Origin of the sequence: Francisella hispaniensis FSC454, assembly GCF_001885235.1 — a bacterium.
GTDB classification, from domain to species: domain Bacteria; phylum Pseudomonadota; class Gammaproteobacteria; order Francisellales; family Francisellaceae; genus Francisella; species Francisella hispaniensis.
Genome location: NZ_CP018093.1, coordinates 1597845 through 1617945, shown reverse-complemented (window position 1 = coordinate 1617945; position 20101 = coordinate 1597845). Strand labels below are relative to the sequence as shown.

The window sequence follows — 20101 nt, the reverse complement described above, 5'->3', positions numbered from 1 at the left end:
ATTAAATGAGTAACTATATAGCTTTTGATAAAGCAAAATTAGCTAATTACATAAAAGAGCATAAACTCACGACACCATGTTATATATATGATAGTAGACTTTTAGAAGATACATTTGCTAGTGCAAAAAAAGCATTAGATAAAAATTTCAAAAACGCTGAGATTCATTATGCAATTAAGGCAAATCATCATCCAAAGATAGTGAATATCGCCAAGAAATATGGTATGGGGATTGATTGTGTAAGTGGCGGTGAGATTAGAAGAGCGCTCGAGCAAAATGTAGATCCTCAGCATATTGTTTTTGCAGGGGTTGGCAAAGCTGATTGGGAGATTGAGTTAGCTATTGATAATAATATTTTTGCTTTTAACAGCGAGTCTTTAGAAGAGATAGAAGTTATTAGCAAAATAGCATCCTCGAAGAATAAACAGGTAAATATTTGCTTACGCGTAAATCCAAATATAGATGCGCAGACTCATCATTATATAAGTACAGGTCAATTTGATGATAAGTTTGGTATTGCTTTTGCTAATATTCTTAACTGGGTAAAAAATGATTTTCAAAGCTTTAGCAATATAAATATTATAGGACTACATTACCACGTAGGTTCACAGATATTGAATTATCAGGTTTTTCAATCATTAGCTATTACTACAAATGAGCATATAAAACTTCTCAAGCAAAATGATATTGATATTGAGCATATTAATTTTGGTGGTGGTTTAGGGATTGATTATCAAAATCCACAACAGAATCCTATAGTAGACTTTGATGACTATTTTGCTAGATTTAGAGAGTTTTTTGAATATTGTGATGATGTTAAGCTACATTTTGAGCTTGGTAGATCATTGGTAGGGCAGTCAGGGGTGCTTTTATCACAGGTATTGTTTAATAAAGTGACTCAAGATACTCATTTTGCGATTATAAATGCAGGTATGACAGAGCTTATTAGACCAGCATTGTATCAAGCTCAACACAAGATTGAGGCTTTGGTTGATGAAAGTGTCGATGAAAAGCAGCATTATCACATAGTTGGGCCTATCTGTGAATCCAGTGATGTATTTGCAAAATATTATCAGCTTCCTAAAATAAAGCGTGGTGACTTATTAGCTATATATTCAGCAGGAGCTTATGGTAAGGTTTTAGCTAGTGAATATAATCTAAGACCAACTGTTCAAGAGTATTTTATATAAGGTTTATTTAAATTATGCATATATCTAACAAAAAAATTTCGACACTATCGCTAACAATGCTAAATATCTCAGCGATAATTAGTTTAAGTTCAATAGCTTATATGGCAACAATTGGTTTACAGAGTGTTTTCTTTTATCTAATTGCTGCAGTTACATTTTTACTACCAACATCACTTATTTGCGCTGAGCTTAGTAGTATGATAACGCAAAATAATGGTGGTGTATTTAGCTGGGTCAAAGCAGGTCTTGGTGAAAAAGCTGGTGTACTTGCGATGTGGTTAGAGTGGTTTAATAATGTTGTAGGTTTCCCTAGCTCAGTAACAGCACTAATTGCAACATTTTCATATATCGGTTTTAGAGGTTTTGCTGAGAATACCCAAACAAGTGTTACTTTTTGGTTGGTGATGGTTGCTGTATTTATAGCTATAAGTTTATTTAACTGTCTACCATTAAGGAAAGTAGTAATCCTTAATATTATTGGTGCAGTATTTGGTATGATAATTCCAGGAATACTATTAGTTTCTGGTGCAGTATATTTCTTAGTCACTGGACAAAGTAATTTAGAATATCATGGTTTTAGTGATCTTTTACCAGTGTTTTCTGTAGGTACTTATGCTCTTTTGGTTAAGACATTGTCATCATATTCTGGTATTCAATCAGTAGCTTTCCATATGACAAATATCGAGAATCCTCAGAAAAATATTCCTAAATCAATACTAATAGCTACTTTGATAATTGTATCATTAACTATTTTAACAACGGTTGGTTTAACAGTAATTATTCCTGTACAAGATGTTAATGTTTTAAATGGCTTGATACAGGGTATCTCACAAGTATTAAACATAAGAGGCTTGGGTAATGTTAAGCCAGTAGTTGTGATAATGATAAGTTTGGGTATGTTAGCGGCTCTTAGTACATGGGTGTTAGGGCCTGCTCGTGGTATGCAGACAGCAGCAGAACAGGAGCTTTTCCCCAAAATTATGGCTGGTAAAAATAGATTTGGTATGCCAGTAAATATGCTTGTAATACAAATTCTGATAGTTTTAGTGTTATCATCTGTATTTTTAGTAATGCCATCAGTATATGCAGCATTCGCATTATTAATTGCTATTACATCACAGTTTACTGTAGTTATGTGGATAATGGTTTTCATTGCAGCGATTAGACTTAGATTTACACGACCAGATACACATAGAGTTTTTCATGTAGGTAGAAGAAACTCTAATTGGTTACTTGTAACTATGTCATTAGTTGCAATATTTATGTGTATTTTAGGCTTCATACTTGGGTTATTTCCACCTAGTTTCTCACATGTTAAGAATGTCTTCCAATATACAATGATTTTGGTTGTCGCGGATATTATAATTATCGCGATTCCATTGATATGGATTTGGTTACATAGAAAAAGAATTTTGTAGAATTAGATAGAAAATTTAATCATTTTTTTATAAAATAATGATTATTATGTGAATGTTTAAAATTAGCTTAGTTATTAATTTAAACATTTTTTCTCCTTGGATTTGGAGTGCAGTCAGTTTTATGGCGAGGGTTTGACCGCACGGTTAAACAACTTGTTACTAGCCAAGTTGGCGCTTGGCTAGTATGAATTTAAATCTATCCCTCAAATAGCTTTAAAAACAAGGATTATCAAGCTTTGAGCTCATTGAAATTTTATCAATATTTTCTAATTTTAGAATACTGAAAAGTCAAATATTATACTTGACTTTGATGAATCAGTTGTAAGATATAGATAATTCAATCCTTACTGTCTGAATATGTTAAAAAATTATTTTGCTAAAATTTCAGCAGCAGCTTTAATTAAGACTCTTTATTTGACTCAAGCTTTAACAAAAACTCTTTTTTATCTAATCCACCGGTATAACCACCAAGTTTACCGTTGGTATTAATTACTCGATGACAAGGGATAATTATGGGCAATAGATTCTTACCATTAGCATTAGCTACAGCTCTAAAAGCGGTTGGTTTACCGATATTTGTAGCTTCTTCAAGATAGCTGGTAGTTTTTCCATACGGCATCTTTATCAGTTCGTGCCAAACTTGTTTTTGAAAATCAGTGCCTGTTAGTTTTAGGGGAATAGAGAATGTTTTTAATTCTTTTTTAAAGTATTTATCAAGTTGATTTCTAGTTTGGTTGGTTATGTCATTTGTTTTGAATGATATTTTTGCATTATACGCTTTTAGTAATTTTTCTATCGAGTAAATATTTAAATCACTAATAAAAAAGCAAGCATATAGGTAATTATCATCAGCAATTGCAATGAGATTACCAATAGGAGTTTTAATTTCTTCGGCATAAAATACTGTTTTATAATTTTCTTTGTTAATTGCAGCTAAATAAATTTGATGAGTTTCTTTGAGCATAAGTATATTATGTAATTTAGATACATTAGATAATAGCGAAGTAATGGCAAATAGTAAATTTTATAAATTTTTTCCAATAGCAGTACTAATCATTGGCATAATCTCTTTCTTTAGTTTTGGGGGGCAACAGTATTTATCTCTTGAAGCACTCAAAAACAACTATCAAACAATATTAGACTTTGCTAATCAGCATTTTTTAGCTTGTTTATTGGTATTTTCGGTTGCATACATAGTAGTTGTAGCATTATCTATACCAGGGGCTACTATTATGACTTTGTTAGGTGGTTTACTATTTGGTTTGGTATTAGGTTCAATTATTGTTGTATTAGCTGCAACATTAGGAGCAAGTGTAGTTTTCATTGCTGTTAGAACAGCATTGGGAGATTCACTAAAGAGCAAGGCTAAAGGCAGTATCGAAAAAATGCGACGAGGCTTTGAAAAAGATGTCTTTAATTATTTGCTGATTCTTAGGTTAATACCTATATTTCCATTTTTTATTATAAATATCGCAGCGGGTATGTTTGGTGTTAAATTCAGAGACTTTTTCTGGGCTACACTACTGGGGATAATTCCTGGTAGTGCTGTTTATGTATGGGTTGGTACAAGCTTTGCTTATGTAATTCAGCAAGGAGCAGATATTAACTTAGGTATCATATTAGAGCCACAATTTATTTTACCATTAATAGCCTTGGCAGTACTGTCAATTGTTCCAGTAATTATTAAAAAGAGAAAGTAGCTATGATTAAAACAGATATTTGTATTATAGGTGGTGGTTCAGGTGGACTTTCTGTAGCAGCTGGTGCAGTACAAATGGGTGCAAGCGTAGTTCTTTGTGAAGGTGGCAGGATGGGGGGGGATTGTCTTAATTATGGTTGTGTGCCATCTAAGGCAATTATAGAAGCTTCTAGAGTTATTGCAAAATTAAATAAGGCTAAAGACTTTGGTATAAATGTAGATAGCATAGATATTGATTACGCCAAGGTACAAGCACATATCAAAGCTACTATAGCAAAAATAGAGCCACATGACTCAGTCGACCGTTTTGAGAAATTAGGTGTCAAAGTTATCCAAGAATATGCTGAGATAGTTGATCGCTATACAGTCAAAGCCGGTGATAATATTATCAAGGCTAAATATATTGTTATAGCTACTGGTTCAAGAGCAAGTATTCCTAATATTAAAGGTTTGGATACAATTGATTTTCTAACCAATGAAACAATTTTTGAACTTAAAGAAAAGTCGCAACATTTAATGATTATTGGTGGTGGACCCATAGGTGTAGAGCTAGCACAGGCTTATGCTTTGTTGGGTAGCCAAGTTACAATTTTTGAAGCTTCAGATACTATCTTGGGTATGCTTGATAGTGAATGTCGCAAAGTTGTGATTAAGGAGTTTGATCGTCTAGGTATCAACATAATTACAAATGTGAATATCACAGAGATTGAACAGCAAAATCAACAGATAAATGTTTATTGTGGCGATAAGTACTACGAGGGGTCGCATCTATTAGTTGCAGCTGGGAGACAGCCAAATTTAGCTAAGTTAAATTTAGATAATGTGGGTGTTAGGTATACCTCTAGAGGTATAAATGTTGATAAGCGCTTGAGAACAAACTATAAGAATATCTATGCTATAGGCGATGTCACCGGAGGGTATCAGTTCACTCATGTGGCTGGCTTTCATGCAGGTATTGTAATTCAGAATATCCTTTTTAAACTACCAGCAAAAGTAGATTATAGTAACTTACCCTGGTCTATATATACTAGCCCAGAAATAGCTCATGTTGGACAAAATATTGCACAGGCACAAACTCAAGGTGCTAAAGTTTTAAAGCTATCATATCAAAATAATGATCGTGCAGTAGCAAGTTTAGCAACTAATGGATTGATAAAGATAGCAATAAGTAAAAAAGGTTATATCCTTGGAGCTACAATTATAGGAGAGAACGCTAGCGAACTAATTGTACAATGGACTCTAGCAATCAAAAATAAACTAAAGATAAAAGAGATGGCTTCTCATATTGTGGCATATCCAACTTTGAGTGAACTAAATAAAAGAATTGCTGGAAGTTATTTCACACCGAAACTATATAGTAACAAAGTTAGGCGCTTAGTTAGATTGTTAATGAAAGTATTTGGTAAGAGGTTATGATAGAGCAAAAAATCAGACCAGCTTTTCAGAAAATCTTTGTTGATAATGTTGCTAAGCTTGTAGCACCTATAATAGCGCCTAACTTGATTACAATATTATCTTTAATCTGTGGTTTAGTTGCTGCAGCATCATTTTTTATAAACCAATACTTATGTGTGTTTTTGTTACTGTTATCAGGATATCTAGATATTTTAGATGGATCGGTTGCACGCTTACAAGGTAGTTCTTCATCATTCGGGACTATGTTAGATATTTTGAGTGATCGTTTCGTTGAGAGTTTTATTATTATTGCAATTTTCATTAATCAGCTTGATATAGCATGGGTTGGTTTATTAATGATGATGTCTATAATTGTTTGTATTAGTAGTTTTTTGTTAGTAGGGATTTTCAGTCAAAAAGAATCATCAAAGAGTTTTTACTATAGTCCTGGCTTGATTGAGAGAGCTGAAACATTTATCTTTTTTTATAGTTATGATTTTATTACCGAGTACTGTATTTGTCCTAGGTTTGATTTATACATTGTTAGTTTTATGGACTACGCTGTACCGTTGTTATGAATTTTACTGTCACGAAAAAATTAAGGAGCAATTATAATGAGAAATTTTTTAAACAAAACTTTTGTGGGCTTTATGGCGGGATTAATTAGTGCCTGTGTCTTATATTTTATATTTATATTTATTCGTCAGCATGGAGTTGAGCTTAATGATCAGTTTAAGTACGAACTTTATCGCCTAATGGTATGGGGTGGAGTTTGGGCTATTTTATTTGCACTACCATTATCAAAGAATATTTTTATTAAAAGCTCGATTATAGCTTTAGCAGTTATATTATTTAATTTTTTTAGTTAAAATGCCATTAGCAGGACAAGGTTTTTTTGCAGTAAATGCTGGGACTGAAGTCTTCATTATGAATATTGTCTTTAACTATATTTGGGCAATATTAGCAGGATTTATATATAAGGCTGTTGCTGGTAAATAATTATAACTCTAAATTTACTCCTTGCTATAGGGTTTTTAGCCTTAGATTAGAGTTGTTTGATGTTTGAAGTAAGAGCTATAAATTGCTACAAGTTAGATATATATAGTCTTTACCCTAATTCTATTGATAGGTGGCCGTACAGATTATTTATATTTTTGGTTATAAGATTACCTTTGTGCATCCTGATAAACTTAAGACTAGTTTGTGTCATATTAAAGTGATTTATTAGAATGTCTTTATTTGAGTTTATCATAGGAATGTCGATATTTATAAGCTTGTTTATTTTATTGTTAGTTGTGGCTTTTAAGAGCTCGATACAAATTTTAGGATTTTTAGCATAAAGAGGCCCTACACGATAGGCTTCTTTAGATGGTACTATACATACTAATCCTTCTATTTGCTTAGTTTCACTATTTAGATAGACAAATGATTCGTTAAGTTTGTGCTTTATCCAAAAAGTTATTTCTTTGTCTCTTGTACAATAAAAATGTTCAGAATCATATTTGATAATATCATTAATATCAACACTTTTAGCAGGTAATATATTTTTTGAAATTTTATGTGTTATTTCTAAGCTAAATACAAAACGTCTATTTTCATAAATTGGTTTGAAGCCTAATTTTTGATATTTCAATACCTGGCTAAATACTGAATCGCATGCTACATTACGCCTTTGCCAGAGCATTAGTGCAGCTCCTGTTAAGTATGCGCCATAGTTTTGTCCTCTAAACTCAGAGACAATGTAGTAAAGTCCAAAATAAGCAAAATTAGAATCATAATTATATGCAACTATACTTCCAATTACTTTTTGTTCTTGCTCTATAATTATCATTGATTCAGGATTTATGGTGTCTATCATTTCTAGTAGAGAATTACTTACGTTCCAATGATCGTAATTCCAATATGATTTAAGTACCTGTATTTGCTCGTGTTTATTATTTTGACCGCCTATGCTTATACTTAAAGTTAAACTTGAGGAATTATTTCTAAAAGGTTTTAGATGCTTGTTACTAAACATTAGTACCACACCTATTATACTCCATATTATTCCAACTATTAGAGTATACTTCTCCATCATGGATATCATTATCAACATAGATACTGCACCAGCAAGAGGAATAAGCATAGTTATGTTTTTATACGATTTTTCAATTTTATTTTTACAAAATATTTTGTAAAAAACTGCTATATTAAGAATAGTAAATCCAAGTATCGCGCCAAAATTTACTAAATCAACGATATAGTTAAGGTTTAGAAATAATCCAAGAACTAGTTCAATAACTATAATAATTAGTATATTGTTGTGAGGAGTTTTGAATTTTTTGTTTACTTTACCAAATATTGCCCTAGGGATTGCTCTATCTCTTCCCATTCCATACAAAAGTCTTGCACCTGCTGCAGTTGCGACTATATTAAAAATAACCATACAGACTATAAGACCAGCTGTAAATGCTATCGTAAAACTATAGCCGCCTGCATTACTCATAATATAAAACAAAGCGCTCTGAACCCAGTCTTGACTATTAAAATTAGAACTGATATTAGGCGTCGCAAGTACAGCCAAATAACCTAAGATGAACATCATAAAGCCGCTGAACAATAGACTGATTATAATTGCTTTAGGGACATCTCTTCTAGGGTTTTTAGCCTCTTCTGCAAGTGTTGATATTGCATCATAACCTAAGTAGCTTAGTACACAAAGGGTAGTTGCTGTAAATAATCCACTTATAGAGTTAAATTCAAAAGGTCTTAAGCTTAGTAGTCCTTGAGAGGTACTTATCGCAGAGCTACCTAATACAAATAAACAGATTATTAGAAGAATTTCGATAATTACTAATAATATTAGTCCAACATTAGCAACTATATTAATACCAAGAAGATTGAATAATCCGGTTATTAATACATATGAGCATAAAATCACGTAGTATGGAATCTCTGGGATGTAATGTTGTAGATAAATAGTTGCACTCATAGCAACAACAGTAGGTATTAAAATATAATCAAGAAACAATATCCATCCAGCTAAAAACCCCAATCTTTTGCCAAAGATAGACTCGACGTAGCTATACAAAGAGCCTGCTACAGGATTTCTTTTGACCATATAGACATAACTAAAAGCTGTAAATGACATAATAATCATAGCGAAAAGATATGGTAAACTCACAGTAGTTCCAGATGTTTTAGCGATGATGCCAAATATTATCGCGGGTGCGAAAGGGATCATATAATTTAGACCAAAAGCTATCAAGTGAAAAAGATTTAGTTTTTTGGCTAACTCTTGTTTGTATGGTGTTACAGCTCTATTTATTCCCATTGTACTTTGATTAGATATATTGTTAAAGAATATTATGCTACAAAAAAATAGGTAGTTTTTGAAGTATGTATTAAGCACAATAATCCAACCAAATAAATACATGTACTAAAATTTAGTTGAAAATAAACTATATAGCTTGTATTTATACAAAAAGACCTTATATCCATATTATAGATTTTAGAAGTATTTTGATTTGATAAGTTTTAGGAGTTAAATAGTATGGCAGATTATTATTCTTTACTAGGAGTTAGTAGAGATGCTTCAGAAGCTGATATAAAGAAAGCATATAGAAGATTAGCAAAAAAATATCATCCTGATGTAAACAAAGAGAAAGGGGCTGAGGATAAATTTAAAGAAATTCAAACAGCTTATGATGTCTTAGGTGATAAAGAGAAGAGAAAACTCTATGATGCGTATGGAGAAAACTGGGATAAGGTTCAGCAAGGCGGTTTTGGCAGAGCTGGAGGTGGTTTTGGTGGTTTCTCTCAAGGAGGACGCTCTCAAAGTTTCAATTTTGAGGATTTAGGAGATATTTTTGGAGATCTTTTTGGTGGTGGAGCTGGAGCTAGTGCTAGAGGTTTCGGTGGAGGTCAGCCTAGAGCAAGAAAGGGTGAAGATATAAATATCTCTTTGCGCTTAAATGTCGAAGATGCGATCAAAGGAGGCTCAAGAACAGTTTCGTATAATTACCAAGAAGTAGGTGCTAACGGTATGCCAACCATGCAACACAAAAGTGTAGATGTCAAAATACCACCAGCTATGGGCAATGGTAAAAAACTACGTGTCAAAGGTAAAGGTAGTGCAGGCATTGGAGCAAATGCGCCAGCTGGAGATTTGTATATCAAAGTTGAAGTGGTCGATCATAAAAACTATAAGGTTGATGGCAATGATATTTATGAGCATATTAATATAGCACCTTGGGAGGCGGCTCTTGGTACCTCATTAGAGATAGATACCCCATATGGTAAGAAAAAAATGAAAGTACCAGAAGGTAGTCAATCGGGTCGTAAAATGCGTATCAAAGGTAAAGGTCTTGGAGATGGGGATTTCTATATTGTTTATGATGTCAAATTACCACCTGCTGATACTGACGAGAAAAAAGAGTTCTATAAGCAGATGCAAGAAAAAATGAATTTTGATCCTAGGGCTTAGTCTTGCCTTTTCCTATTCCCTATCTCAATTATAAAGTAGCTCACAAGTATTAATGAGCCTCCAATAATAGTTGATAAATATATTTTCTCATTATTTATTAGCTTTCCAAAGATTGTTGCAAAAATAGGCTCAAAAGAGAATATAACAGCAACTTGTGACATGCTTAAATGTTTTTGATAAGTATTTTGTAGGTAGTAGCAAGTAATAGTCGAAATTGCACAAAAAGTTAGTGCGATTATCAATATATAATTAAAATGTAAGTACATAAAAGATGATATATCAGTAATTAGTGGTAGAGGTATACCAAAGGCTATTTGTAGAATTATGAGTAAGCGTAAATCTTTAAAGGCTTCGCTACGATGATCTTTTCTAGTTTCATAGCTTAGATATACAACCGATACAGCATACATTAAAGCACATAGCACTGACCAAAGGTAGCCAATAGTAAAATTGTCAAAACTTGCACCAGATAATGCATAGATTCCTATCAATGAGACACAAGAGGCTACTATACCGTATATTGTTAGGCGATCAACTTTGAAAAGGCTACCAATAAAAGGAATCATAACTACACTCAAAGCAGTCAAAAATGCAGATTGGCTTGATGATACTGTATATAGTCCATGTGTTTGGAAATAAAAACTTAAACCTTCAAGCGAGCCAAATATTGCCCCAACTTTTAGCAAATAGAGTTTGTTGTTAAATTTAGCTCTCAAAATTAAAGGTAAAAATAATAAGCATGACAAACTAAGCCTAATAGCTACAAAAAGCCCAGGTGAAATATACACAAGAGAGATTTTTATTAAGGGAAATGTTATTCCCCAAAATATCGTAACTATAAAAAGTGCTAGAATAGCTTTTCTTTGAATACTCATAATAGCTAAAAGGTCAAAAATATGAGTTAAGTTTGTAGTTATTTGCTCTTAAAATCAAGCTAGAAATTTTAAGTGAAGGTTAGTTTTGTATTTTGAGTTAAGTTATATTGTCACTACAATAATCGCAAATATTTATTTAGTATTAATTGATTGGTCGATGTTTATTTACATTAAATTATTAAAATTGGTATAATTTAGTGTTTTTTGGAAAAAATGCTCAAAGGTTAAGCAATGAAACGAGTCTCAAAAGTTAAGCAAATTGGTGCTATAGCTATTATAGCCGGAACAGCTATTGGCGCAGGTATGCTTGGGATTCCTTTTGCGGTAGCAGCAGTTGGGTTTAACTATGCAGTAGCAGCTTTATTTCTTGTTTGGATAATTATGTATGCAACTGCTTTATTGATTATCGAGGCTAATGTTTCCCAGCCTTTAGGTACGGATATGGACTCTATTGCACATAGTATATTAGGTAAGCTTGGTAGAGTATTGAATCTGTTATTTTACCTATTATTATTATATTCGTTGCTTACGGCTTATATTTTTATGGGCGGACAACTTTTTCAAACATATATACTTGGTTGGTTAAATCTAGAAAATGCTAGCTTAGCAAAGTTACTATTTTGTTTGATATTTGGTTTTTTTATATATAAAGGTATCAAAGTAGTATTTAGTGTTAATGAACTATTTTTAAGTTTAAAAGTACTAGCTTTTGTTTTGTTTATTGCTTTTGTCGCACCACAAATTCGTACAACTCTACTAGAAAGTAAAGCTCTTGGAGTAGAGTATGTTTGGTTTGCTATTCCTATCCTTGTTACATCATTTGGTTTTCATATTGTTATTCCAGCAATTAGAAATTATTTTGAGAATGATGTTGTTTTCAAAAGAACAGTCACTATTGGAGCGTTAGCGCCATTACTTGTTTATTTGGTATGGGTTGCAGCTACACTTGGAACTGTAAGTCTATATGGAGATAATGGTTTTATAGTATTGAGTAAAGCTGGCAAGACTTTAGCACAAGGTTATGAAGGTTTAGGGCAAAGTGGTCCATTAGTGTTTATAAGACTTTTTGAGAACTTTGCAATTATTACATCTTTTTTAGGTGTTGCTTTAGCATTATTTTCTTTTAATAAAGATCTTTATGGTTTAGATATAAGAAAAAAATTGCTAACTTTGGTGATAACTTTATTACCGCCGCTTCTTTTTGCGATATATTTTGTCAATAGTTTTATAGCTGCTTTAGGTTATGCTAGTATCTTTGTATCAGTGTTACTGATCGTGCAGCCTGCTATAATGGTTTGGGTTATAAGAACTAAGCAGGGTAAAAATGATATTCTTAGTAAATTATACTTATCTTTGATATTATTTAGTGGCCTTGGCATTATTGCATTGCAATTATTAGTAGCCTTTGGTAGATTAGCTCATATATAATTTCATTAACTTTTAAATCTTTAATTATTTTCTATGAAGAAACCTAATTTTGATATTAATAAAAAATCTTTTCCTAATGATGACTTAGTAGGCGATGAGTATAGTAAGAGTCCTAGTGTTGAGGAGTTTAGTATAGATAGGCTTAAGCAGTTCCCTAATGATATGATTGAGCTTTTTAAACTGATCCAAGCAGTTAGATATGATAGAACACGCCTGCAAGAAGAATATAATAGTTATCGTTTAAAACTTAATAACGATAGAATGGATCTTGAGTGTGAAGTCATTAAATTAAAAAAACAATATAATGCAAAAATATGTGCTTTGCAGGAAGAGTATAATTCGGTAAAATCTAGTAATAATATTGAGTTAGCTAAAATTAGAGAAAGCTAATAAATGCAAAGTCAGTCGGACAGTCGCGCTTGTAATGAGTGAGGAAAGTCCGGGCTTTATAGAGCAAGATGCCAGATAACGTCTGGGAGGCGTGAGCCTACGGAAAGTGCAACAGAAAATATACCGCCTTATTTTTATTAGTAAGGTAAGGGTGAAAAGGTGTGGTAAGAGCGCACCGCATTGATGGTAACATTCAATGGCATTGTAAACCCCATCTAAAGCAAGACCAAATAGTGCCACTATGATGTTGCTCGCATCGTGGCAGGGTAGGTCGCTTGAGCTTATTGGTGACAATAGGCCTAGATAAATGACTGTCTATTACAGAACCCGGCTTATAGACTGACTTTGTATTTTTTTAGAAAAAAAGTGGGTAATTATGCAAGTTATTGACTCTAAACTTCTAGATAGTGATGGTCAGATAAAAGATGATCTTTTGATATCTGAGCTTAAAAGTTTTTATACTAGTGATAAGTTTGAGATTATAGCTGCAGCTTTAGAGTTACTTAAGAGTAAAAGCGCTGAATCTGTGCGTCATCCTACAGGGATCAGCTCATTTTTATATGCTATTGAGATGGCATATGTACTTTTCAAGATTAGAGCAGATGAAGAGTCTGTTTCTGCTGGTATTCTTTATGAGTTGTATAATTTTGGTGATATATCTGATGAAGATATCGAGCAGGCGACTAATCAAACAGTACTTAAGATTTTGCAAGGCACGCGAAAAATGTCGGCTATTAGGATGTATCGCTCAGATAACATCTCTTTAGAGCAAATTGATACGTTTAGGAAAATGCTGCTGACAATTATTGAGGATGTTAGAATCGTTCTGGTAAAGATTGTCGACAAACTATGTACAATTCGCCATCTAAAATCTTTAAGTAGTAATACCCAGAGAGTTATTGCTAGGGAAACGTTAGATATCTATGCACCACTAGCAAATAGACTTGGCTTAGGTGCCATCAAATGGGAGCTAGAAGATAGAGCATTTTTCTTTTTACAACAAGATGAATACAAACGAATAGCTAAAAGTCTAGGTGCAACGCGAAAAGAGCGCGAAGATTTCTTACTTCAAGTAATTCAAGAGTTAAAGTTGGCACTTAAGAAGTACAATTTGCATGCTGGCATTCAAGGTAGAGTTAAGCATATCTATAGTATATACAAGAAGTTTAAGAATAAAGGTTATCAAGAACTTGATGATTTATATGATATTACAGCTGTTAGGGTTATCACAAATAATGTTGACGAGTGTTATAAAGTACTTGCTGAGATTAATAACCTATATTCACCAATTCCTGAAGAGTTTAGTGATTATATTGCTCACCCTAAGCCAAATGGCTATAAATCAATACATACAGTTGTCAAAGTTGGCGAGCAGAATATTGAAGTACAAATTAGAACACAGCAAATGCATGAAGAGTCTGAGTTAGGGTTTGCCGCTCATTGGCGTTATAAAGAAGGTGTTAAGTTTGATGCCTCTTATGAGGCCAGGGTTGCTTGGTTAAGATCCCTTCTTGAGTGGGAGAGAGATTAATGAAGATGAAAGTGAAATCACAAAAGAGCTTAATAAAAGGCTTTATGTATTTACCCCAGCAAATGAGCTTATAGATTTAGCTGAAGGTTCGACAGTTTTAGATTTTGCTTACTCAGTACATACTATGGTTGGCCACCGTACTAAGGGTGCCAAACTAAATGGTAAGATAGTACCGTTGACAACTAAGCTAAGAACTGGTGATAAAGTTGAGATTCTAACAGGTAAAGAACCAAATCCAAGTAAAGATTGGGCATTAGAAAATTTAGGATATTTATCTTCTGCACGTAATAGATCAAGAGTCACTAAATGGTTTAATGAGCAAAATAAAGAAGATAATATAGCGTTAGGAAAAGATCGTCTTCTAAAAGAACTAAGAGGCTATGATCTTAAAGAGGTTGACTTTGTTGAAGTCGCTGCTAAGTTTAATATGAAAACAAGTGATAGTCTTTTTGCAGCGATTGAGGGTGGTAGCTTAAAGACTAATAGTGTCGTTAACTATATTATTGATACATATTCGGCAGAAGAGAAGTTAATCAAGAAAAAATATAAAGCAACAGCTATAAAAGCAAAAACTCCAAAAGTCTTAGTTTCAGGTTTTGATGGTATGAAATATGAAATGGCTAAGTGCTGTCATCCTGTTTATCCAGATCAAATTCAAGGTTATATGAGTGTTTCAAAAGGAGTGGTTATTCATACTACAAGCTGTCCTAATTTAAATCATCTCAAAGAGAAAAGTCCTGAGAAATTTATAGAAGTTAATTGGGATGATAATGAAGAGACTGGTTAGTAATTAACAAAAAGTAATTCAATAGTATAAAATCTCAACTAGCCTGCCGAGTTATTTTATATTTAAATCAAATATGTTTGTTAGTTACCGCTATAGTTACCAGTATTTTTGGCTTGTTGTAACCAGCCATTCTTGATATAAAAAGTTACTTCATTTGTTGATTTTATTTCATTACCTTGAGCAGTGCGTCCTGAGATGCTAAGTTTATTCTCTCCAGGAGTAGGTCGAGCAATTTTCCATTGTCCATCTTCATAAGTTGCTGGAATTGCTGAACCATTTATTATAAATGTTGGACTATCGTTGCTAGCTATTTGAGGATTGGTTGATATAGCAATCTTATCTTCTTTAGTAAAAATATTAGCATCATTAGCAGGTGATGTAATCTGTACACTTAAATCTGCATTCTGACCCTCTTCAAGAACTTCTTTGTTTTTCTCAGCTAACTCTGATGTAGCTAGTTTTGCCACATCAGATTGATTTATTTTAACTGGTTTATCATTGCCAAGATTTTGTGGAGCTTTAGTGTCAATAACAGTAGGCTGCCCTACTTCAATAATTTTATAATCAACATCATTGCTAGGTTTTTCTTCTGAGAATACTACATTACCATTCTCAGCACGCCAAGAATAGACTTTTGTATCAGCTGCTTTAGCAATAGATAAAAAACTCAATATGCAAATTATAATGCTAAAGATATTTTTATGAAATTTTGACATTATTAAATTCTCAAAGTGCTAATTGTATCAAGTATATATAAAATTAGTTCTAATCAAAAGAGTACTTAGATTAAATTTATCTACCTAATACTTGCCTTCTGTAAAATTCCGAATCATCAGAGTTAATAATTTTATTATCTTTTGTTCTACCTCGAACGGCAATAGTTACTTGACCAGGATTTGGTCGATTAACCTTCCAAACGCCATTTTCAAAATGAGCAGGGTAAGGTATACCGTTTATGATAAATATTGGATGATCTTCAGCTGTTAAATTAGGTTCTAGTATTATTGTTAATTTTTCATTATGTACAAAGCGGCTCTCACCATTAGCCGGTGAGATAATTTTCACTTTAACTACCTCTAGTTGATTAGTTGCTTCGGTTGTAGTTGTTTGAGTACTTTCTTTATCTAAATAAAGGTTATTGTGTTTTAAAGAAGCAAGTTGTTGTTCAACAGGGATTTTTTGTTCGATTTGATTTTTATGGTAAACACCAATTCTTTGATATTCTTGATCAAAAATTGGTGCTGTTTGTGAGAAGACTACTGTACCATTTGTAGCACGCCAAGTATAAACGTTATCATCTTCATTAGCATAAGCTATATTTGCAGCTACTACTATGAATATTAGTAAGTATAGACATCTTGGATAATTCATAAAAACAAATATTTTAAAACTTTATATTTGCAATTATATATGTTTATATTACAACCATTAAGTAGTTTTTAAAATTTAAGAGGTTATATGATTACTTTAGACTACGTTATTTATGACTGTATAGCTAATGCATCTATACTAATATTTGCTTTTTTACTTTATAAAAAAAATAGCTATGCATGGTTATTTGTATTAGCTAGTTTGCTTATAAAGGTGTTTATTTATGGTAAGTATGGAATATCAACATCACTGATCTACTTATCTGCACAGATACTAACCGCTATATTAGCAGCTATTATTTGGTTAAGAAATCCAACATATGTCAAGGTATCTAAACAAAAGAAATTATCCATATCAGGTATTGCATTAATTATCTTGGCCATATGGATTGGATTGATGTACAAATATGTAAACCCTTATATATTGGATTATAAGTTACTCTTTGGTTTTGATTATTTATGCTATATGTTGGTTGTAATAGGTGGAGTATTTCTTATTTTTAGATTAGCTATCGGATTATTATTTTTTTCTGTAGTATTTATTAGTTATGCTGTTAATTATGCAAACTCTGCAATGGTGATTCAAAATGCGCCACAGTTTTATAGAGATTTTATTCTGTACTATTGGCTATCAGCAATATTACTATTTATTGCGGGAATAGTAATTGTTGCTTCATATACTAATGCTAAAAGAAGTATTTAATATTTTTATAGGCTGTAAATATCAAATCTATTAGTCTTGCCTTTAAGCTGAGAGCTTGGCTTTCTATTACTGAGAAAGTCGGAATTTATTGGTCTTTTAACCACAGCTTTTGTGGTTATTCGTGCTTGGATAATGTTATCTAATAAATTTGAGTTAGATATTTCATCATTAAATCCTACTTGATGGAGTATTTGCATACCTTGTTTGACTTTAGCACTTTTTTTACGTGGTGGAAACATTGGGTCAATGTAGACACAGTCAAATGATTTATCAGTTCTAAGTATATATTCATTACTATCTATATTGATTAAGGTTATTTTATTGACAATCTCTTTTAAATAATCTATTTGTTGAGCTCTTTGTAAAGCATCTTTTAGCAGTAGATAGATATATCGATCTTTTTCTAGAGTTAGTAAAGTGTGACCTCTGGCAGCTAGTGTAAAAGTATCCTTACCTAGTCCTGCTGTAGTATCAAGGATAGTAAGCTTAGTTTTAGAGCGACCTTCAACTGCCTGTACAACACTGCATTTCTTAGTTTTAGGGTTTATTCTATTTAAGATTTCACTATCATTAAAATCTATAAATAATTCTTTATTATCATAGTGAAGTTTTAGATTATCATTTTCAAGATATAAGTATTTATGTTGCTTGCAAAACTCATATTCTAATCTGTCTTCTATGAGTTTATCAAGGTGATTTTTTACATCTAAGTTAGAGATATTTATCTGCATTATTTTTTCTTTGCTCGAGGATGTGCTTTATCAAAAACATTTGCTAATTGTTGGAAGTTTAAATGTGTGTATATCTGTGTGCTAGAAATATCAGCATGACCTAATAAATCTTTCACGGCTAGTAGATCTTTAGATGAGTCAAGCATATGACTAGCAAAAGAATGTCTTAGCATATGTGGATGGATATGACGGCTAGCATATTTTTGGGAAAATATCTCAAGACGCTTTTGGATAGATCTATTTGTCAAATGTTTACCATCACGAGAAATAAATAGATAATTGCAGTTTGGTTTAAGGGTATCTCTGATTTTAAGCCATCTATCAAGATTGTTTAGGGTTTTAGGACCAAAGTATGTAATACGTTGTTTGTTACCCTTGCCTGTAACACGAATACTTTTTTGTGAGATACTGATATCTTTTAGTTCAATTGATGATAATTCACTAAGTCTAATTCCACAGCTATACAACAGATCAAAACAGGCAATATCGCGAGCCTCAATATCATTGCTTGGATTTACATCTAGTAGATATGCCAGTTCATCTGTGTTGACTACTTTGGGTAGTCTTTTGCTACTTTTAGGTGCTTTGATACCACTAGCTGGATTTTGTGTTACTATTTCACTATTTATTAGAAAATTAAAAAAGCTTCTCACTGAACTAAGTTTGCGTTGGAGTGTCTTAGGAGAATTGCCTTGAGCGTGTAGCTTTTTTATCCATATCAATATATCACTATAAGTTAAGCTAGTAATATTTTTATCATTAAGAGCTTGATTTAGTTGTAATAAATCTTTTTGGTAGTTATTGATAGTTTCTTGAGAATAGTTTTTAAGGTAAAGTAAGTTTTCAAGAAAATTATTTATATGCTCTAAATTAGTCATACTTAAATTTTAAGCAACAACACATAATATAACTATTACACCAGAAATTAGTGAAATTAGCCATAAACTTTTATACGTGGATATCTTGTAATTGAAGTTCTCGCCGAGGCTATTTATCTTAAATGCCATAAGTGCTGGCATAATCATTAATAAAATAGCAATTGATAAACCAACACAAGTCATTGCATAAATAAAGATGTCTGGATCCATTTGGTTTATTATTAGCGGTATAGCAAAGGTCAGTACTGCTGCTATAGAATAACCTATAGCTTTTTTGGTTTTGTATAATTTATAGGTGTCTAAATTAAAATGAAATAATGATAAGTTCACACTTAAGAATGATGTCATAATCGCCACATAAGTAAAAATATGTAATACAGCATCTGTTGTTGGAGTTCTTACTTTATTACCTAGCGTTTTTAAGATATCACCGATATTGGCTTTATCTACTGGAATATGATTAAAAATTGAATCCATAAAGCTTACTGGACCATGTAGTGGTAGTACACCTAGAATAGTTACGACCCATACTAAATATAGGATCAATGGAATAATGCTACCTATTATAACAATACGCTTCATATCTTTGGCATTTTTACCAAGATAGTCAGATAATGCTGGCACAATAATATGTGAAGTAAAAGATGTTGTAAAAACAGGTATGGCTATTATTAGCGATATCCCAAGGTCAACAGGGGTCACAAAAAGATTTGGAACATCAATATATCTGTTAAAAACTACACATAAAATTACTAAAACTAAGATTTTTAGGATTATAAAAAATCTATTAGCATAGTCAACAAATCTAGTCCCTAAGACTACGATACTACCAAAGATAATCACAAAAATTAAAGATGATAGTTTTTCATCAAGAGTCGGGAATGATGTTGATAATGAAGATGCAGCTGCAGAGATATATGCAGTACTTATGAAATACATTAATATCAAAAAAGCAATACTTGCAATAACTCCACCAGGCTTACCAAGATACTTTTCTGCTATAGTTTTGAAACTACTGCCATAAGGCATCGAGCATGAGATATCTGATATAACTACCGCGGTATAGGTCATTATGCTCCAAACTATGAATATGAGCACTGAACCTATTACAAAACCAAGTTTAGCAGTAATTATTGGTAAAGCTAATATGCCGCCGCCAATCATGGTGCCGACAATAATCATTATAGATCCTAAAATTTTTATTTTACTATTGCTATTCATCTCTCTACTTTATAGTTGTT

General features: G+C 32.3%; 16 protein-coding genes, 1 other RNA gene and 4 pseudogenes. 12 read left to right on the top strand and 9 right to left on the bottom strand.

Going from position 1 to position 20101, the window contains the following annotated elements:
• Nucleotides 1–5 precede the first annotated feature (5 nt).
• Both lysA and FSC454_RS07980 read left to right on the top strand, forming a co-directional pair.
• The gene (gene lysA / locus FSC454_RS07985) at nt 6–1190 is read left to right on the top strand and encodes a diaminopimelate decarboxylase (protein ID WP_066046784.1); all 1185 of its coding nucleotides are present in this window, start codon (nt 6–8) and stop codon (nt 1188–1190) included.
• Nucleotides 1191–1204: 14 nt separating this feature from the next.
• Nucleotides 1205–2608 (top strand): APC family permease, encoded by a 1404-nt coding sequence (locus tag FSC454_RS07980; protein WP_066046786.1) that lies wholly within the window; start codon nt 1205–1207, stop codon nt 2606–2608.
• A gap of 400 nt (nt 2609–3008) precedes the next feature.
• Here FSC454_RS07980 and FSC454_RS07975 read toward each other — a convergent pair whose 3' ends face one another.
• Nucleotides 3009–3572 (bottom strand): methylated-DNA--[protein]-cysteine S-methyltransferase, encoded by a 564-nt coding sequence (locus FSC454_RS07975; protein WP_066046788.1) that lies wholly within the window; start codon nt 3570–3572, stop codon nt 3009–3011.
• Between the two features lie 43 nt (nt 3573–3615).
• On the opposite strand from FSC454_RS07975, the gene FSC454_RS07970 reads away from it, so the two are divergent.
• From FSC454_RS07970 to FSC454_RS07955, 4 genes and pseudogenes are all read left to right on the top strand, one after another.
• Nucleotides 3616–4308 (top strand): TVP38/TMEM64 family protein, encoded by a 693-nt coding sequence (locus tag FSC454_RS07970; RefSeq protein ID WP_066046791.1) that lies wholly within the window; start codon nt 3616–3618, stop codon nt 4306–4308.
• Nucleotides 4309–4310: 2 nt separating this feature from the next.
• Nucleotides 4311–5723 carry a dihydrolipoyl dehydrogenase family protein gene (locus tag FSC454_RS07965; RefSeq protein WP_066046793.1) on the top strand — a complete coding sequence of 471 codons (1413 nt, stop codon included), beginning with the start codon at nt 4311–4313 and terminating at the stop codon, nt 5721–5723.
• Nucleotides 5720–6317: pseudogene (locus tag FSC454_RS07960) on the top strand (CDP-alcohol phosphatidyltransferase family protein). The gene FSC454_RS07965 and the pseudogene FSC454_RS07960 overlap by 4 nt, the downstream one beginning before the upstream one ends.
• Nucleotides 6317–6701, top strand: a pseudogene (locus FSC454_RS07955) (membrane lipoprotein). The pseudogenes FSC454_RS07960 and FSC454_RS07955 overlap by 1 nt, the downstream one beginning before the upstream one ends.
• A 109-nt stretch (nt 6702–6810) precedes the next feature.
• Here the strand turns inward: FSC454_RS07955 and FSC454_RS10040 are convergent.
• A complete protein-coding gene (locus FSC454_RS10040; RefSeq protein ID WP_341853300.1) occupies nt 6811–7533 on the bottom strand; it encodes a GNAT family N-acetyltransferase in 723 nt (240 codons plus the stop codon).
• Nucleotides 7534–7779: 246 nt separating this feature from the next.
• Nucleotides 7780–9015, bottom strand: a pseudogene (locus FSC454_RS10035) (APC family permease); the annotation flags it as partial.
• Between the two features lie 219 nt (nt 9016–9234).
• On the opposite strand from FSC454_RS10035, the gene FSC454_RS07945 reads away from it, so the two are divergent.
• Nucleotides 9235–10167 carry a DnaJ C-terminal domain-containing protein gene (locus tag FSC454_RS07945; RefSeq protein WP_066046799.1) on the top strand — a complete coding sequence of 311 codons (933 nt, stop codon included), beginning with the start codon at nt 9235–9237 and terminating at the stop codon, nt 10165–10167.
• Here the strand turns inward: FSC454_RS07945 and FSC454_RS07940 are convergent.
• Nucleotides 10164–11042 carry a DMT family transporter gene (locus FSC454_RS07940; RefSeq protein WP_066046801.1) on the bottom strand — a complete coding sequence of 293 codons (879 nt, stop codon included), beginning with the start codon at nt 11040–11042 and terminating at the stop codon, nt 10164–10166. The two genes, FSC454_RS07945 and FSC454_RS07940, sit on opposite strands and share 4 nt — an antisense overlap.
• 231 nt (nt 11043–11273) lie before the next feature.
• Between FSC454_RS07940 and FSC454_RS07935 the strand changes: the two genes are divergently transcribed.
• From FSC454_RS07935 to FSC454_RS07920, 4 genes and pseudogenes are all read left to right on the top strand, one after another.
• Nucleotides 11274–12470: an amino acid permease gene (locus tag FSC454_RS07935; RefSeq protein WP_066046803.1), complete on the top strand. Its 1197-nt coding sequence runs from the start codon at nt 11274–11276 to the stop codon at nt 12468–12470.
• Between the two features lie 33 nt (nt 12471–12503).
• The gene (locus tag FSC454_RS07930) at nt 12504–12860 is read left to right on the top strand and encodes a hypothetical protein (protein WP_014548866.1); all 357 of its coding nucleotides are present in this window, start codon (nt 12504–12506) and stop codon (nt 12858–12860) included.
• Nucleotides 12861–12867: 7 nt separating this feature from the next.
• An RNA gene (rnpB, locus tag FSC454_RS07925) (RNase P RNA component class A) lies at nt 12868–13211 on the top strand.
• 25 nt (nt 13212–13236) lie between these two features.
• A pseudogene (locus FSC454_RS07920) lies at nt 13237–15178 on the top strand (RelA/SpoT family protein).
• A gap of 80 nt (nt 15179–15258) precedes the next feature.
• Here the strand turns inward: FSC454_RS07920 and FSC454_RS07915 are convergent.
• Both FSC454_RS07915 and FSC454_RS07910 read right to left on the bottom strand, forming a co-directional pair.
• Nucleotides 15259–15894, bottom strand: coding sequence for a DUF4124 domain-containing protein (locus FSC454_RS07915; protein WP_066046805.1), 636 nt, complete (start codon nt 15892–15894; stop codon nt 15259–15261).
• A 76-nt stretch (nt 15895–15970) separates the two neighbouring features.
• A complete protein-coding gene (locus FSC454_RS07910) occupies nt 15971–16549 on the bottom strand; it encodes a DUF4124 domain-containing protein (protein WP_066046807.1) in 579 nt (192 codons plus the stop codon).
• Between the two features lie 87 nt (nt 16550–16636).
• Between FSC454_RS07910 and FSC454_RS07905 the strand changes: the two genes are divergently transcribed.
• Nucleotides 16637–17251, top strand: coding sequence for a hypothetical protein (locus tag FSC454_RS07905; protein ID WP_066046809.1), 615 nt, complete (start codon nt 16637–16639; stop codon nt 17249–17251).
• 5 nt (nt 17252–17256) lie between these two features.
• Here the strand turns inward: FSC454_RS07905 and FSC454_RS07900 are convergent, their stop codons facing one another.
• From FSC454_RS07900 to FSC454_RS07890, 3 genes are read right to left on the bottom strand one after another with little or no spacing between them, the layout of a single operon-like run.
• Entirely contained in the window at nt 17257–17982 is a 726-nt protein-coding gene (locus tag FSC454_RS07900; protein ID WP_014548861.1) for a class I SAM-dependent methyltransferase, read from the bottom strand.
• Nucleotides 17982–18860 (bottom strand): tyrosine-type recombinase/integrase, encoded by an 879-nt coding sequence (locus FSC454_RS07895; RefSeq protein WP_066046811.1) that lies wholly within the window; start codon nt 18858–18860, stop codon nt 17982–17984. The genes FSC454_RS07900 and FSC454_RS07895 overlap by 1 nt, the downstream gene beginning before the upstream one ends.
• Nucleotides 18861–18869: 9 nt before the next feature.
• On the bottom strand, nt 18870–20081 hold the full coding sequence (locus FSC454_RS07890) for an amino acid permease (RefSeq protein WP_066046812.1): 1212 nt from the start codon (nt 20079–20081) through the stop codon (nt 18870–18872).
• Nucleotides 20082–20101 lie beyond the last annotated feature (20 nt).

Coding starts and splice junctions, on each gene's coding strand:
- lysA (WP_066046784.1), top strand. CDS start 6: ATGAGTAACTATATAGCTTTTGATAAAGCAAAATTAGCTAATTACATA.
- FSC454_RS07980 (WP_066046786.1), top strand. CDS start 1,205: ATGCATATATCTAACAAAAAAATTTCGACACTATCGCTAACAATGCTA.
- FSC454_RS07975 (WP_066046788.1), bottom strand. CDS start 3,572: ATGCTCAAAGAAACTCATCAAATTTATTTAGCTGCAATTAACAAAGAA.
- FSC454_RS07970 (WP_066046791.1), top strand. CDS start 3,616: ATGGCAAATAGTAAATTTTATAAATTTTTTCCAATAGCAGTACTAATC.
- FSC454_RS07965 (WP_066046793.1), top strand. CDS start 4,311: ATGATTAAAACAGATATTTGTATTATAGGTGGTGGTTCAGGTGGACTT.
- FSC454_RS10040 (WP_341853300.1), bottom strand. CDS start 7,533: ATGATAATTATAGAGCAAGAACAAAAAGTAATTGGAAGTATAGTTGCA.
- FSC454_RS07945 (WP_066046799.1), top strand. CDS start 9,235: ATGGCAGATTATTATTCTTTACTAGGAGTTAGTAGAGATGCTTCAGAA.
- FSC454_RS07940 (WP_066046801.1), bottom strand. CDS start 11,042: ATGAGTATTCAAAGAAAAGCTATTCTAGCACTTTTTATAGTTACGATA.
- FSC454_RS07935 (WP_066046803.1), top strand. CDS start 11,274: ATGAAACGAGTCTCAAAAGTTAAGCAAATTGGTGCTATAGCTATTATA.
- FSC454_RS07930 (WP_014548866.1), top strand. CDS start 12,504: ATGAAGAAACCTAATTTTGATATTAATAAAAAATCTTTTCCTAATGAT.
- FSC454_RS07915 (WP_066046805.1), bottom strand. CDS start 15,894: ATGTCAAAATTTCATAAAAATATCTTTAGCATTATAATTTGCATATTG.
- FSC454_RS07910 (WP_066046807.1), bottom strand. CDS start 16,549: ATGAATTATCCAAGATGTCTATACTTACTAATATTCATAGTAGTAGCT.
- FSC454_RS07905 (WP_066046809.1), top strand. CDS start 16,637: ATGATTACTTTAGACTACGTTATTTATGACTGTATAGCTAATGCATCT.
- FSC454_RS07900 (WP_014548861.1), bottom strand. CDS start 17,982: ATGCAGATAAATATCTCTAACTTAGATGTAAAAAATCACCTTGATAAA.
- FSC454_RS07895 (WP_066046811.1), bottom strand. CDS start 18,860: ATGACTAATTTAGAGCATATAAATAATTTTCTTGAAAACTTACTTTAC.
- FSC454_RS07890 (WP_066046812.1), bottom strand. CDS start 20,081: ATGAATAGCAATAGTAAAATAAAAATTTTAGGATCTATAATGATTATT.